The 13,126-nt window shown below is 68.5% G+C and carries 16 protein-coding genes; 7 read left to right on the plus strand and 9 right to left on the minus strand.

The genetic code is table 11. The annotated features are described in order from the left end of the window. Position 1: 1 nt before the first annotated feature. Together AAFN88_RS11370 and AAFN88_RS11375 are read left to right on the plus strand one after the other, a co-directional pair. Positions 2–802, plus strand: a complete 801-nt coding sequence (locus AAFN88_RS11370) for a flagellar motor protein MotB (protein ID WP_347520424.1) — start codon at positions 2–4, stop codon at positions 800–802. Further along, positions 802–4,470 carry a hypothetical protein gene (locus tag AAFN88_RS11375; RefSeq protein ID WP_347520425.1) on the plus strand — a complete coding sequence of 1,223 codons (3,669 nt, stop codon included), beginning with the start codon at positions 802–804 and terminating at the stop codon, positions 4,468–4,470. The genes AAFN88_RS11370 and AAFN88_RS11375 overlap by 1 nt, the downstream gene beginning before the upstream one ends. A gap of 28 nt (positions 4,471–4,498) precedes the next feature. Here AAFN88_RS11375 and AAFN88_RS11380 read toward each other — a convergent pair whose 3' ends face one another. From AAFN88_RS11380 to csrA, 9 genes are all read right to left on the minus strand, one after another. Continuing rightward, positions 4,499–5,134 carry a LysE family translocator gene (locus AAFN88_RS11380; RefSeq protein ID WP_347520426.1) on the minus strand — a complete coding sequence of 212 codons (636 nt, stop codon included), beginning with the start codon at positions 5,132–5,134 and terminating at the stop codon, positions 4,499–4,501. Positions 5,135–5,213: 79 nt separating this feature from the next. Continuing rightward, positions 5,214–6,602: an MmgE/PrpD family protein gene (locus AAFN88_RS11385; RefSeq protein ID WP_347520427.1), complete on the minus strand. Its 1,389-nt coding sequence runs from the start codon at positions 6,600–6,602 to the stop codon at positions 5,214–5,216. 120 nt (positions 6,603–6,722) lie between these two features. Further along, positions 6,723–7,229: a hypothetical protein gene (locus AAFN88_RS11390; protein WP_347520428.1), complete on the minus strand. Its 507-nt coding sequence runs from the start codon at positions 7,227–7,229 to the stop codon at positions 6,723–6,725. Positions 7,230–7,315: 86 nt separating this feature from the next. Further along, the gene (locus tag AAFN88_RS11395; RefSeq protein ID WP_347520429.1) at positions 7,316–8,059 is read right to left on the minus strand and encodes a 1-(5-phosphoribosyl)-5-[(5-phosphoribosylamino)methylideneamino] imidazole-4-carboxamide isomerase; all 744 of its coding nucleotides are present in this window, start codon (positions 8,057–8,059) and stop codon (positions 7,316–7,318) included. 103 nt (positions 8,060–8,162) lie between these two features. Then, positions 8,163–8,912, minus strand: a complete 750-nt coding sequence (gene fliP, locus AAFN88_RS11400) for a flagellar type III secretion system pore protein FliP (RefSeq protein WP_347520430.1) — start codon at positions 8,910–8,912, stop codon at positions 8,163–8,165. After that, positions 8,909–9,298 (minus strand): flagellar biosynthetic protein FliO, encoded by a 390-nt coding sequence (locus AAFN88_RS11405; RefSeq protein ID WP_347520431.1) that lies wholly within the window; start codon positions 9,296–9,298, stop codon positions 8,909–8,911. Before AAFN88_RS11405 ends, fliP begins: the two co-directional genes overlap by 4 nt. A gap of 47 nt (positions 9,299–9,345) precedes the next feature. Then, a complete protein-coding gene (locus tag AAFN88_RS11410) occupies positions 9,346–9,672 on the minus strand; it encodes a hypothetical protein (RefSeq protein ID WP_347520432.1) in 327 nt (108 codons plus the stop codon). Continuing rightward, entirely contained in the window at positions 9,669–10,052 is a 384-nt protein-coding gene (locus AAFN88_RS11415) for an EscU/YscU/HrcU family type III secretion system export apparatus switch protein (protein ID WP_347520433.1), read from the minus strand. The genes AAFN88_RS11410 and AAFN88_RS11415 overlap by 4 nt, the downstream gene beginning before the upstream one ends. A gap of 202 nt (positions 10,053–10,254) precedes the next feature. Then, positions 10,255–10,515: a carbon storage regulator CsrA gene (csrA, locus tag AAFN88_RS11420; protein ID WP_347520434.1), complete on the minus strand. Its 261-nt coding sequence runs from the start codon at positions 10,513–10,515 to the stop codon at positions 10,255–10,257. A gap of 212 nt (positions 10,516–10,727) precedes the next feature. Here csrA and flgB point away from each other — a divergent pair, with 212 nt between their 5' ends. The 5 genes from flgB (at position 10,728) to fliR (ending at position 13,120) form a co-directional block, all read left to right on the plus strand. Beyond that, positions 10,728–11,135 (plus strand): flagellar basal body rod protein FlgB, encoded by a 408-nt coding sequence (gene flgB / locus AAFN88_RS11425; RefSeq protein WP_347520435.1) that lies wholly within the window; start codon positions 10,728–10,730, stop codon positions 11,133–11,135. A 48-nt stretch (positions 11,136–11,183) separates the two neighbouring features. Continuing rightward, positions 11,184–11,591, plus strand: coding sequence for a flagellar basal body rod protein FlgC (gene flgC / locus AAFN88_RS11430; protein WP_347520436.1), 408 nt, complete (start codon positions 11,184–11,186; stop codon positions 11,589–11,591). A gap of 121 nt (positions 11,592–11,712) precedes the next feature. Continuing rightward, a complete protein-coding gene (fliE, locus tag AAFN88_RS11435) occupies positions 11,713–12,021 on the plus strand; it encodes a flagellar hook-basal body complex protein FliE (RefSeq protein WP_347520437.1) in 309 nt (102 codons plus the stop codon). 48 nt (positions 12,022–12,069) lie between these two features. Continuing rightward, the gene (gene fliQ / locus AAFN88_RS11440) at positions 12,070–12,336 is read left to right on the plus strand and encodes a flagellar biosynthesis protein FliQ (RefSeq protein ID WP_347520438.1); all 267 of its coding nucleotides are present in this window, start codon (positions 12,070–12,072) and stop codon (positions 12,334–12,336) included. 16 nt (positions 12,337–12,352) lie between these two features. Continuing rightward, positions 12,353–13,120, plus strand: coding sequence for a flagellar biosynthetic protein FliR (fliR, locus tag AAFN88_RS11445; protein ID WP_347520439.1), 768 nt, complete (start codon positions 12,353–12,355; stop codon positions 13,118–13,120). Positions 13,121–13,126: the final 6 nt, after the last annotated feature.

The following is a 13,126-nucleotide window of genomic DNA, read 5'->3' on the forward strand; positions in this document are numbered from 1 at the left end:
CATGGCCGACCAGCGCGGTTCCGCAGCGCCCAAGACGCGCGACAAGCCCGGCCGGCGCCCGCCCGAGCCGGCGGAGGGCTGGCACAGGGTCTCCGGCGGGATCCTCGTCTATCGCGGCGGCCAGGACACCTCTCAAGCCTGGCTGCTCACCTTCACCGACCTTGCGGCGCTGATGCTGACGTTCTTCGTGCTGCTGTTCTCGATGTCGACGATCAAGGAGGAGTCCTGGCAGAACCTGGTGGATGCCCTGGCGCCGCGTCTGCCCAGCCTGCAAGAGGTCACCGTCGCCCTGCCGACCGCCGACAAGACGGCCGACGAGGTGGAGCGGGTGCCGGGCACCGACCTGGACTATCTGGCCGCAGTGCTGAAGGAGCAGATGGAGGCCAACGATGCTCTCGTCGGGGCGCGGGTGAGCCGCGAGGCGGAGAGCCTCGTCATTTCCATGCCCGGCGACCTGTTGTTTCCGCCAGGGGCGATCGAACTGGGCGACGGCGGCGAGAAGGCCGTCTTCGCGCTCAGCGGGGTGCTGCGCAACCTGCGCAACGTCGTCGAGGTGGCGGGTCACGCCGACCCCAGCCAGCCGCAGAGCCTCTATCCTTCCAATTGGGAACTTTCGCTGGCCCGCGCGGCGGCGGTCTCCGGCCGCCTGACCGAGCTGGGCTATCAGGGCAGCATCGTCGTGCGCGGCTACGGCGCGGCCCGCTACGCAGAGGTCGACGCCGATCTGCCTGCCGAAGAGCGCAGGGCCCGGGCGCGCCGTGTCGACATCGTGGTCCACGCCTATGCCGGGGAGGTGCGCTGATGCGGACGCTGCTGCTCCGCCTCTGCCTGATCCTCGCCGCCGCCGCGCCCTTCGCCGCTGCCGAGGCGGTGTCCGCGCCGGCCTCCGTTTCCATAAGGGGCGGCCTGCACGAGGATTATGGCCGCCTCGTCTTCGACTGGCCCAGCCGGGTCGGCTACCGCGCGCGCATCGAAGGCGACCGGCTGGTCATCAGCTTCGATGAGGCGGCGGAATTCCGCGGCGCGGTGATGCGCGGCGGCCTGGCGGGCTACGCCGCGGCGCCGCAGGTCTCCGACGACGGCCGGACCCTGACCCTGCCGCTGGCCACCGCTCACGCGCTGAAACATTTTCGCCTCGACAACAAGGTGGTGATCGATCTGCAGAAAGCGGCAGTCGAGACGCAAGAGGCCGCCGCGGCGGCACCGGTGGAACAGCCGCCGAAGGAAGCGGCGGCGTCGCCGCAAGCCGAGCTGCCCCGGGTGCGGGTACGCGGCGGCCAGCACAGCGATTTCAGCCGCCTGGTCTTCGATTGGGCCGAGCCCGTGGGCAACGTGCTTGAGGAAGCGCCGGGGCGCGCGCGCATCGTGTTCGACCGGCCGGCCGATTTCGACACCTCCGGCCTGCGTCCCGGCCGCCTGGCGCAGATTGCCGGCGTTTCCGCCACGCGGGACGGCGTCACGGTGGAGGTGCCCGAGGGAAGCCGTCTGAAGGTCACCCGCAGCGGCGCGAAGGTGGTGCTCGACATCTTCGCCGCGGCCGAGCCGGAACGGCAGGAACCCGCACCGCCGCCCGCGGTGGAGAAGGTCCCGGCCGCCGCCGGGCCGAAGGTGGCGGATCTCACGCCACGCGAGGCGCCGCAGTCGGCGGAGAAGCCCGCCGCAACGCTGGCCGGGGAAGCTGCGGAGACGCCTTCCGGGGCGCCCGAGGAGAAGGTGGCGGCCGTGGCGGAGAGCCCGGCGCCGACCCCGCTGGTGCCCAAGACGATGGGCGGCGAGGTGGAGGCGACGCCGCGTTCCGTGCAGCCGCCGCGCCATGCCGCCGCCACGCCGCCGGCAGCGGCGAAGGCGCCGCTAGAGGAAACCCCCGGGCCCACCAGGCTCGCCGATGCCCAGCCCGCCGATGCCCAGCCCGCCGACGCCCAGCCGGCCGATGACAAATCCGCAGGCAAGCCGGCGCCGGCCAAGACCGCCCAGGTCGAGCCCATCGAAGCCAAGGGCGATCCCGGGAAGGCCGCGCCGGCCAAGGCGGCGGCGATTCCCGACAGCGCGCGCGGCGGTCTGGAGATCAAGACCGAGCCGATGCCGAGCTTCATGAACTCGAGCGCCCAAGGGCCGAAAGCGGAAGGCTTCGTGCCGGTGGTGATGACTTTCTCCTGGCAGCGCCCGACAGCGGCGGCGGCCTTCCGCCGCGGTGAGAAGCTCTGGCTGGTCTTCGACCGGCCGGCGCCCAAGGACGTCGTCGAGCGTATTGCCGCCGGCGCCCCGCACCTGGGCGAGGTCCGTCTGATGGAAGACGGGGGCTCGACGATCCTGATCATCGGCGCCGCGCCGACGGTGGTCCCTCGGCTGAGCCGCGAAGGCAGCCGCTGGACCGTCGACCTGCGCCCGCGCAGCCCGCTGCCCGAACGCGGCCTGGCGGCCCCGGTGATTGAATCTGCAAGCGAGAAAGACGGGCCGGGGAGCCGCATCCGCTTCCCGGTGATCGGTGCCGGGCGCATGACCTGGGTCAGCGATCCGGACGCCGGCGACCGCCTGGTCGTGATCCCGACGCGCGGCGCCGGCATGGGCCTGACCCTGCCCTACAGCTTTCCGCAGTTTCGGAGCCTGCAGACCCAACAGGGCATCGCCCTGCAGCCGCTGAGCCCGGGGATCGAGGTGGCGACTATCCGCAGCGGCGTGCTGGTGCGCGACCGGGACGGCCTGCTGGTCTCCCAGGCCAAGGAGCGCCGCGGCGCCGAGCGCGCCGCCGACACGCTGAGCAACAGCCCGGGCCTCTTCGACCTGGAGGCTTGGCGGCGTGGCGGGATCGAGGACTATCAGGACAATCGCCAGGCGCTGCAGCAGGCCATGCGCGGCCTGGAAGGCGAGCGCCTCGGCATCGCCCGGCTCGACCTGGCGCGCTTCTACTTCGCCCATGGCCTGGACAGCGAGACGCTCGGATCGGTCGAGGTGATCGAAGCGGAGAACCCGCGCCTGGCGCTGGACCCCGAAGTCCGCCTGCTCAAGGGCGCCAGCCAGGTCATGCTGCAGGACTTCCGTGGGGCTTCCGTCAGCCTCGCCCATCCGGCCCTGGTCGGCGAGCGCGAGGCGATGCTCTGGCAGGCCGCCTTGGCCGCGCAGGCGGAGGACTGGCCGGCGGCGGCTACCGGCTTCGCAGAGGCTCTGGACCTGATCGCCGCCTACCCACGCAATCTGCGGCTCGATCTCGGCTTGGCGGCGGCGGAGTCCTTCCTGCGCGCCGGCAACCTGGAGGCTGCGACGATCCAGATCGGCAACCTGCTGCGGGGCCAGTTGGACGACCGTGAGATGGCCCGTGTGAAGCTCGTCCAGGGTGCCTTGCAGCACGCCAACGGCGATCCCGAGCAGGCGCGCAAGCTGTGGATGGAAGCCCGCGACGGGCCGCACCGCCCGACCCAGGCGCGCGCCCGCTTGGCGTTGATCGACCTGGGGATGGAAGAGGGCACTCTCTCGCCCTCCGCCGCCATTGCGGAGCTGGAGCGCCTGCGTTTCGCCTGGCGCGGCGACCTCTTCGAGTTCACGCTGCTGCGCAAACTGGCGGACCTCTATGTGCGCGAGGACCGCCACCGCGACGCGCTCTATGCCTTGCGTGAGGCGGTCAGCAACTTCCCCGACGGACCGGCGGCGCGCAATGCGGCTCAGCGTATGCGTGAGGTCTTCGCCGAGATCTACCGCGGCGCCGGCGATCCGGAGGTGCCGCCGCTGCGCGCCCTGGCGCTGTACCAGGAGTTCATGGAGCTGACCCCCGTGGGCCCCGAGGGCGATCGCATGATCGCCGGTCTGGCCGACCGCCTGGTCGAGGTCGATCTGCTGGACCGCGCCGCCGAACTGCTGGAGGGGCAGGTCCGCTACCGGTTGGAAGGTGCGGAGAAGGCCCGCATCGGGGCCCGCCTGGCGCTGGTGCGTTTGCTCGACCGGAACCCCGAAGCGGCGCTGGAAGCGCTGCAGGTCAGCGAGGTGGAAGGTCTCGGCGATAAACTGCAGAAACAGCGGCGCCAGTTGCGCGCCCGTGGCCTGTCGGACCTGGGGCGGACCGACGAGGCGCTGGACATGCTGGAAGGCGACGGCAGCCTGGATGCCGAACGGCTGCGCGCCGACATTCACTGGCGCCAGCGCCAATGGCCCTCGGCCGTCGCGTCCCTTACGAAGCTGATCCCCCTGCTGCCGCCGCGCCGGCCGATGGAGGAGGAGGAAAGCCAGCTCGTGGTGAACCTCGCCGTCGCTCTCATGCTGTCGGATCAGACCGTGGATCTGGAAGACCTGGACCGCCGCTACGGCGCGGCCATGGCCAGGGGTCCTCATGCCGATACCTTCAAGCTGTTGGTCGGCGACGGAGAGAAGGTCGCCGTCGGCTCCATCGCCGACGAACTCGGCAAGGTGAGCGAAGCGCAGGATTTCATGGCCAATTACCGTGAACGCCTGCGCGGCGGGAACCTCAGCCAGCTGAACTAGAGTCCCCCCTCGCCGAACGCGCGGCAGGTTACGGGGGCCGCGCCCAGGCCAGTTCCACCCCAAGGGCAATGAGCAGGCACCCGCAGAGCCGACGGAGCAGCCTCAACGAGGTTGCGGAGGAGCGAAGTCGGGCCGCGGCCGCTTGCGATGCTTCGATCAGGACGGCATCCGTCAGGCTGAACATCGCATTCACCGTCACACCCAGGACGACGATCTGTCCCCAGACCGGCCATGCCGCCTCCGGGTCCGTGAACTGCGGCAGGAAGGCGAGGAAGAAAAGAGCTGTCTTGGGGTTCGTGGCTTCCACGATGGCGCTGTCGCGGAGTGCGCTTCGCGCCGTCGGCGCCTTTGACTTGCCAGCCCGCCGTACTGGCGCGGGAGTGCCCCTCAAGTAGGTGAAGCCAAGCCAGAGAAGGTAGGATGCGCCGATCAGCTTCATTGCGGTGAATACTGCGGGCATCACGGAAAGCAGGGCCGAGACTCCAAAGGCCGCCGCCGCGACATGCCCAAGGCCGGCGAGATGGAAACCCAGCGCGGACCACCAGCCGGCCCTGCGGCCTGACGCCAGCGTTCGCGCCGCCACGTAAACCATCGACGTTCCAGGCAGGCAGGCGAAGGCCGCCGAAGCCAGAAAGAAGGAGATCAGCAAGTCTGCAGGCGGCATGGGCCAGTTCCCTCGCGTGATCCTCCAGACTTACACGCGGCCCGCAGATTCCAAGGGCGTCAAATGGTCGCCCGCAGGACTATGTTCCGCTTGGCCTGGCCGAAGCCCCGGCGCCCCCGGTTGCTGCGATCTGCGGCGCCGCTACAGGGGCGAGCAGTCGGTCGGTGAGGGCGCGGCTGCCGGGATGGCGATCGATAGCCCAGCACGCCGCACTCAGCGCCGCGGATCTCTCTCCGCCCAGCAGCGGCCCAGCCAGCTCGTCGAACTTCGCGGCCACTTCGGCGTCGCTGAAGGGCGCCTCGGGGTCGCCGCGGGCCGGGCAGGGCTCCGAGACAATGCGGCGCCCGTCCGCCAGTTCGACGGTCGCGTGGGCCCAGCGTTCCGCCGGGAAGCGGGCGCAGTAGTCGGGCTCCTCCACCAGCACCATGGCCTCGCTGAGCGCCAGGACCGGCGCGTCCGCGAGGCCGGGCCCGTCGATCTCGGCCATCCCCAGGCGGCCGCGCAGCAGCGCGGCTGCGACCGGGAAGGGAAGGGAGTACTGGGCTTCGTCGGTGCTCTGAGGCCGCCGCGTGACCAGGCGGACGGCCTCGGTGAAGCTGTGGACCGTCACGCGCGCGACCGAGGCTGGGTCGAAATCGTGTGACCGCCTGATCGACAGAACCGCCTCCACCGCCGGCTGGGCCCAGCGGCAGACCGGATAGGCCTTGATGTACTGTTCTTCGATGACCCACCGCCGGCCGAGGTCCGCCCAGATTGGCGCCAGAACGCAGTCCGTCACGATTTCCGCAGGGGCGCCGGTGAAGCCGTCGGCGGCCAGCAGGGCGGCGCTGACTCCGGCCAGGGCCCCCATGGCTGAGCCGTCCTTCAGCATCGTGGGATGCTCGATGACCCGCATCATCCGGCTGCGCGGCCCATAGTACTCGGCGATCCCCAGGGCGTGGGCCGTCTGTGCCGCCGAGAGGCCCAGCGCGCGGGCGCCGAGCGCCGCGGCGGCCAGTGAATTCCAGGCGCCGGAGGTGTGGTAGTCCGCCGCGCTGGCGTGCAGCGCGATCCCGGCGCGGGTCGCGATTTCGTAGCCCAGCACCAGGCGGGTCAGGAACTCCGCGCCGCTGCAGGGTGCCAGCTCGTCGCAGAAGGCGAGCAGCGCCGGGAGCACGGCGACCCCGGCGTGGCCCTTGGTCAGGCGATGCCCGTCGTGGGCGTCGAGGGAATCGATGGTGCCGGCTCCGGCCAGGGCCGCCCCTTGCGGAGCCACCCGGCGGCCGTCGAAGAGCAGGCGGGCGCCGGCCGTGCCGCCGCCGTAGAAGCGCGCGGCGTGGTCGCGCAGGATGCGGCTGGCCCGCGTGGCGCTGCCGGCGGCTGCGACGCCCAGGGTGTCGAGCAGCAGCCGGCGCCCCGCGTGGCGCGCGCTTTCCGGAATGGCGGCGTGGCTCAGTCCATGAATGAAGTCGATGCAGTCACCGGGCATGGCGACGCCTCCCCGCGGTGGTCGTTCGACCCAGCCTGCCGCTTCTCCGGCACCGCGGGTTTCCGCTATGCGCCCTTCTCTGGTTCAGTCTCGACCTTGCGCCGCCTCCCGCAGCGGAGATCAGCAATTCGAACAGCGGGTGCGCAGCACCTTGATAGGACGGTCGTCGATTTCGATGTCGCCTTGGCGAATCACCTCCCAGCAGTTCTGCCAGCCGCGTCCCGCCCAGAGGCGGTGGCAGGACTCGCACTCGACAATCGTCCGCGCCTCTTCCGCTGGGCCGCCCACGGGAAGCGGGCGGCGGTCGAAGGCGTACTGCAGGGCAGTGACGAATACGATCTCCCCCAGGCTGCCGGGAGCGACGGTCATGGTCATGTGGCGCTCCACGGTGGGGGAATCGCAGCGGAAGGGAATGGTGATCGACTCCGCCTTATGCCGCACTTCATGGATGATGCAGCGGTAGAGGCTGCGGTTGCCCTCGTCGACGATGAAGTCCCAGAGGCTGCGGCCGAGGACCGCCGCCGGGTCGGGAACGCCGCCGTTTTCCTCGGCGAAACGCGGCCAGGCATCGCTCACCTCGGAGATGAGGTCTTGCCTGTCGATGCAATAGATCACAGAACCCGACATCGGCCCTCGGCTGCCAAGCTATCGGCTCCCGGCCAGAGTAGCATAGAGTGCGGCACAGGTCGTCAGGCGCGGTCGGGCGGCAATTCCTAAAGGAACGGTGCCGGCTCCGGCGCCGGCTCCGCGACGATGGCCAGCGCCTCGGCCAGCGTGAAGGCACCGCCGAAGAGCGCACGGCTGGTGATCGCGCCGGAGATGTTGGGGAGGTGCTGCAGCACCGAAATTTCCTCCAGCGACTTCACCACGCCGCTGGCGATCACCGGCGTCTCGATGGCCGCGGCCAACTCCGTTACGTGGGACAGGCTGCTGTCCGGCTGTTCGTCGTCGCGGTCGATGTCGGTGTAGATGATCGCCGCCAGTGCCACGTCCTCGAACTGGCGTGCGAACTCGATCGGCGTGAAGATGGTCGCCTCGCGCCAGCCTTCCACCACCACGTGGCCGCCGCGCGCGTCCACCGAGACGACCACCCGGCCCGGATAGCAGGTCGCGGCTTCCTTGACCAGATGCGGGGTCTTCACGGCGGCGGTGGCGAGGACCACCCGCCGGGCGCCGGCGTCGATCCAGTGACGCACCCGCTCCATGGAGCGGATCGCGCCGCCGACCTGTACCGGGCAGCCGGCCTCTTCGATGATCCGCTGAACGACATCCGCGTTGTCGCCTTGGTTGAACACGGCGTCCAGATCGACCACGTGGATCCACTCCGCGCCTTGCGCGGTGAAATTGCGGGCCGCCTCAATAGGATCGATGTCGTAGACGATGGGCTCTTCGGCGCGCCCCCGCCGCAGGTTCACGCAGCGCCCCTTCTGCACCTCGATGTCCGGATAGATGATCATGGTTGCCTCCCGGTTCATTCTCCGAGACCGATCATCAGGACATTGTGAAGCGGCCCGGCGCGGGAGGGAAGGAGATTCGGGAGGGGCCGCCCCGAACCGGCGCTTAGCCGTAGCTCTGCACCAGGCTGCCGGCGACCATGTACCAGCCGTCGACCAGCACGAAGAAGATCAGCTTGAAGGGCAGGGAGATCATGACCGGCGGCAGCATCATCATGCCCATGGACATGAGGATCGAGGCCACGACCATATCGATGATGAGGAAAGGCAGGAACAACAGGAAGCCGATTTCGAAGGCGCGGCGCAACTCGCTGATCATAAAGGCGGGGATCAGGGCGCGCATCGGCGTCGCCTCGGGCGCCTCGACCTCGGCGGTGTCGGTCAGATCGAGGAAGAGGCGCAGGTCGTTCTCGCGCACATGGCGCAGCATGAACTGGCGCACCGGTTGCTGGGCACGGTCCAGGGCCTCGAACTCGGTGATGTCCTCGGCGATCAGCGGCTCCAACGCCTCGTCGTAGACCGCTTCTAGGGTCGGCATCATGACGAAGGCGGTGAGGAAAAGCGCCAAGCTCACCACGACGGAGTTGGGCGGTGTCTGCTGCAGGCCAATGGCCGTGCGCAGGAAGGAGAGCACCACGACGATGCGGGTGAAGGAGGTCATCATCACCAGGATCGACGGCGCCAGGCTGAGGATCGTGATGAGGACAATGAGCTGGATGATGCGTCCGGTGGTGGTTCCCGCCGTCTCGGCGCCCAGGTCGAAGGTCAGCGCCTGGGCCAGGGCCTCGCCGGGCAGGAGCAGCAGCAGCGCCGCCGGCAGGAGGGCGAGGACGGCAAGGGAGTGGAAGCGCTTCACGGCGTTTGCCTCCGCAGCTTGCCGGCAAGGCGGGTTACCAGGTTCTGCGTCCCCACGGTATCGGCGCTGCCGCCGGGCTGGACCGGCGATGCGGCCGCGGCGGGCCGAACCGGCGGCGCCGGAATGTCGCTTTCGATCAGCAGGTCGCTGGTCGCACCCAGCAGGACCAGGTGCTCGCGGTCGTCGCGGCGCACCAGGATGAGCTTGTGCTTGGCGTCCAGCGGGCGCACCTCGACCAGGCTGAGGCGGCGCGGGCCGGCGCTGCTCGGCGTCGCGGCCAGGCGCTCGCCGAAGCCCGAGCGGCGCAGCAGGGCCGCCAAGCCGGCGATCAGCACGAGCACGAAGGCCAGCGCGAGAAAGAAGCGGAAGTACTCACCGAGATCCATTTGGTGTCCCCAATCGCTCCCCAACAGGCGGTTCGGTTGATCGGCTGCTAGGGTTTGTCGGTCTTGGGTGCCGCATAGGCGGTTAGCGCCTTGCGGCGATCGCTGGCGGCGTTCAGCAACTGGGCCAGCTCGCCCAGGCCGGCGCGCAAGTTCTCGCCCAGTTGGTTGACCTCTTCCACCAGGCCGAAGAGGCGCGGGCGGAGTTGGCGGCTGTCGTCGGCCGGCAGGGTCTCGATCGCCCGGCAGAGCCCCTTAACGTCCTCCTCGATCGGCGTCAGGTCGACGATCGTGCCCGTCGAAAGGCCCTGCCGGGCCTTGCGCAGGCGCGCCGTAAGGGAATGCATTTCGGACTCGATGGCGGCTGTATGACTCACGCTTGCTTCTCCTCATCTGATTCTTGCCCGCCGTGCCGGCCGTCAGTCTGCCCGGTGCCGGTCTGCCCGGTGTCGGTCTGCCCGGTGTCGGTCTGGTAGAGGTAGCGGAGGATCTCCGCGACCCCGGCCAGCGCAGCCAGGGGGATCTCGCTCTCCACCTCGACCGCCGCCAGGATTTCGGCCAGATCGCTGTCGGTGCGCACCTTCACGCCGCGCTCGAAGGCGATCTGCAGGATCTGCTCGGCGACGGCACCGCGGCCGCTGGCCGTGACCCTGGGGGCGGCGCCGGCGGCGTGGCCTGCCAGCCCCTCGACGGCCTCCGGCGTCACGTTCTCCAGCGCGATGGCGAGGCTGCGCTCGGGGCGGGGTTTCTGCGTCACCATCGACTCACGATTCGGTAATCCACGGCTTTGCCGCCGGCCCGGGTCGGCCGCTGGGCGGCCCGCAACTCCGACGGTTCACCGATGGTGACCGATCATGCTTAACGAATGGTTAGAGGAGAGCGCCCTGCGGCCCTCAAACGGCGAAAAAACGCCAAGCGCCAGAGACCCTTAGACGGCCCTCGGCGCAAAGGAGACGGGGTTAAGAGCCGCCGCTGTCGCTTTTGGGCGACGCCGGCACGGCGGTGCCCTTGATCGCTTCGGCCAGGGCCTCGTCGTCGCCTACGGCAGCAGCCCTGTTTTCCTCTTGGATACGCTCGAAGATTTCGCGCCGCAGCACCGTCGCATCGCTTGGGAAGGTAAATCCCAGCTTGATCGACTTGCCGCGGATATCCACCACCGTGACCTCGATATTGTCGTTTATGATGACGGACTCGCCGATTTTGCGTGTCAGATAAAGCATCGCCCTCTTGGCTCCCCCGCGCCACGACCCGCAGCCTCCCCCGGCCCGCGGATATAGTTAATATACACAATTTAGCTCGTTTTACTGATTCTTAACAAGGCAGGCTTGATCATGGAGCCCATAGGCCCCGGAAAAGCTGGGGGAGTCCCGGGACTGCGACCCCCGGGGCGCCGGGGGCGAAAACGGCGCTCGATGCAACTGCCAGGAACGTCATGGACGGGAAACCCGGAATCTTCGGCCTGCTCGGCAAGCGTATGGAATGGCTCGGCCAGCGCCAGAAGGTGCTGGCCCAGAACATTGCCAACGCCGACACGCCGGACTATGTGCCGCACGACCTGAAGCCGCAGGATTTCCGCCGCATGGTCGAGCGCAACTACCAGCCGACAATGAAGCCGGACGCGACACAGGCCGGACACATCCAGACCTCCAGCCTGAAAGCCGACGGCCGTGGCGTCGAACAGAAGCAGCGCTACGAGACCGCGCCTTCCGGCAACGCCGTGATCCTGGAAGAACAGCTTATCAACGTCGCCCAGACGCAGGCCGACTACAACGCGATCACCAATCTCTACAAGAAGCAGGTGTCGATGTTGAAGATGGCGCTGCGCGGGCGGATGGGTTGATGCCCGGTAGCGGGCAAGGCGACGCGAAGCGGTTAGGACGCAGAAGCCATGGATCTTGAGAAATCACTGAATATCTCCGCCGCCGGTATGCGGGCGCAGGGCACGCGCCTGCGGGTCATTGCGGAGAACATCGCCAACGCCAACTCCACGGCGCAGACGCCGGGTGGCGAGCCCTACCGGCGCAAGCTGGTGACCTTCGACAACGAGCTGGACCGCTCCCTGGGGCTGGAGACGGTGCGGGTCGATTCCATCGTCGCCGACCGCGGCGCCTTCCAGCGCCGTTACGAGCCGGGCCATCCGGCGGCGGACGAGGACGGCTACGTGCTGTTGCCCAACGTGAATTCGCTGATGGAGATGGCCGACCTGCGCGAGGCGCAACGCAGCTACGAGGCCAATCTGAAGGCCATCGAATCGTCGCGCTCCATGCTGCAGAAGACGATCGATATCCTGCGCTGAGGCGCAGGCGATATCCCGCGCTAGGCAGCGCGACCGTTACGCGGCGCCAGGACGGCGCCGCCGACCCGCCAGGACGGCCCCGATCGACACCCGGATTCCGGGCGTCTGAGGAGCGAGCCAAATGATGAATATCAACGGGGCCATCCAGGCTTACGACAAGATGCTGCGCCAGGGCGGGGCCGCGCCCGGCCTGGAGGCGCGCGACAGCGGCGGCGCCGATTTCTCTTCCCTGCTGCAGCGCGCCGCCGAGCGGGCCGCCGACACGATGCTGGAAGGCGAGCGGCAGACCGTCCAGGCGGCGGCCGGCACGGCCGATCTGACCGAGGTGGTCATGGCGGTGTCGAAGGCGGAGATGACGTTGGAAACCGTGGTCACCCTGCGCGACAAGGTGGTCCAGGCTTATCAGGAAATCCTGCGGATGCCGGTCTGAGGGCTCTGGGCTGCAAGACGGCGGCGTAGCGAAAGGGAAGGGGGGCCGGTGAACGGCACGGAAGCCATAGAGATCGGCCGCGAGACGATCTACGTGATGCTCAAGATCGGCGCGCCGGTCATGCTGATGGCGCTGGCCGTGGGCTTGGTGATCGCGCTGTTTCAGGCGTTGACGTCGATCCAGGAAATGACCCTGACCTTCGTGCCGAAGATCATTATCATCTTCGTCGGCGTGATGCTGATGCTGCCGTTCATGTTGAGCAGCCTGACGACCTTCTCCCAGGGCCTCTTCGACCGCATGATCTCTCTCGGCTAGGGCAGGAGCGCCGCCCATGCTGGCCGAATTGCTTCCCAATCAAGCTTTCGCTCTATTGCTGGTCTTCGTGCGCTTGGGCAGCGCCCTGATGCTGATGCCCGGCTTCGGCGAGAGCTATATCTCGCCGCGCATCCGCCTGATCCTGGCGCTGACCGTGACGGTGGTGGTCCAGCCGGTCCTGCCGCAGGGCGTTATCCCGGCGCTGCCCGACAGCGCCATGGCGATGTTCCTGCTGATCCTGGGCGAGGCCTTCATCGGCCTTTTCCTGGGTTCCTTGGCGCGCGTCCTCATGGCCGCGCTGTCCACCGGAGGCATGATGATCGCCACGGTGACGGGACTGGCCAATGCCTTGACCAACGACCCAACGGCAGCCCAGCAGGGGTCCATCGCCGGATCGTTTCTCTCGACCCTGGCCCTGCTGATCATCATCATTCTGGACCTGCATCACCTGCTGCTGCGCGGCGTCATCGAGAGCTACGAGCTGTTTGTGCCCGGCCAGTCGATCCTGGTCGGAGATATCTCGCAGATGATCACCCGCGGTGTGGCGCGGGCCTTCCTGCTGGGATTCCAGATCGCCTCGCCCTTCATCGCCGTGGGCTTGATCTTCAATCTGGGTCTTGGCCTGCTGTCCCGCCTCATGCCGCAGATGCAGGTCTTCTTCATCGCCATCCCGCTGCAGATCCTGATCGGCATGGGCATCCTGATGATCGCCCTGCCGACGCTTATCGGCTGGTTTATCTCCGGTTTCCAGGACGTCATGCTGCCCTTCGCGGGCCTTAACTGAGGATGC

The organism is Pelagibius sp. CAU 1746, from assembly GCF_039839785.1.
In the GTDB taxonomy this organism is placed as follows: Bacteria; Pseudomonadota; Alphaproteobacteria; order Kiloniellales; family Kiloniellaceae; genus Pelagibius.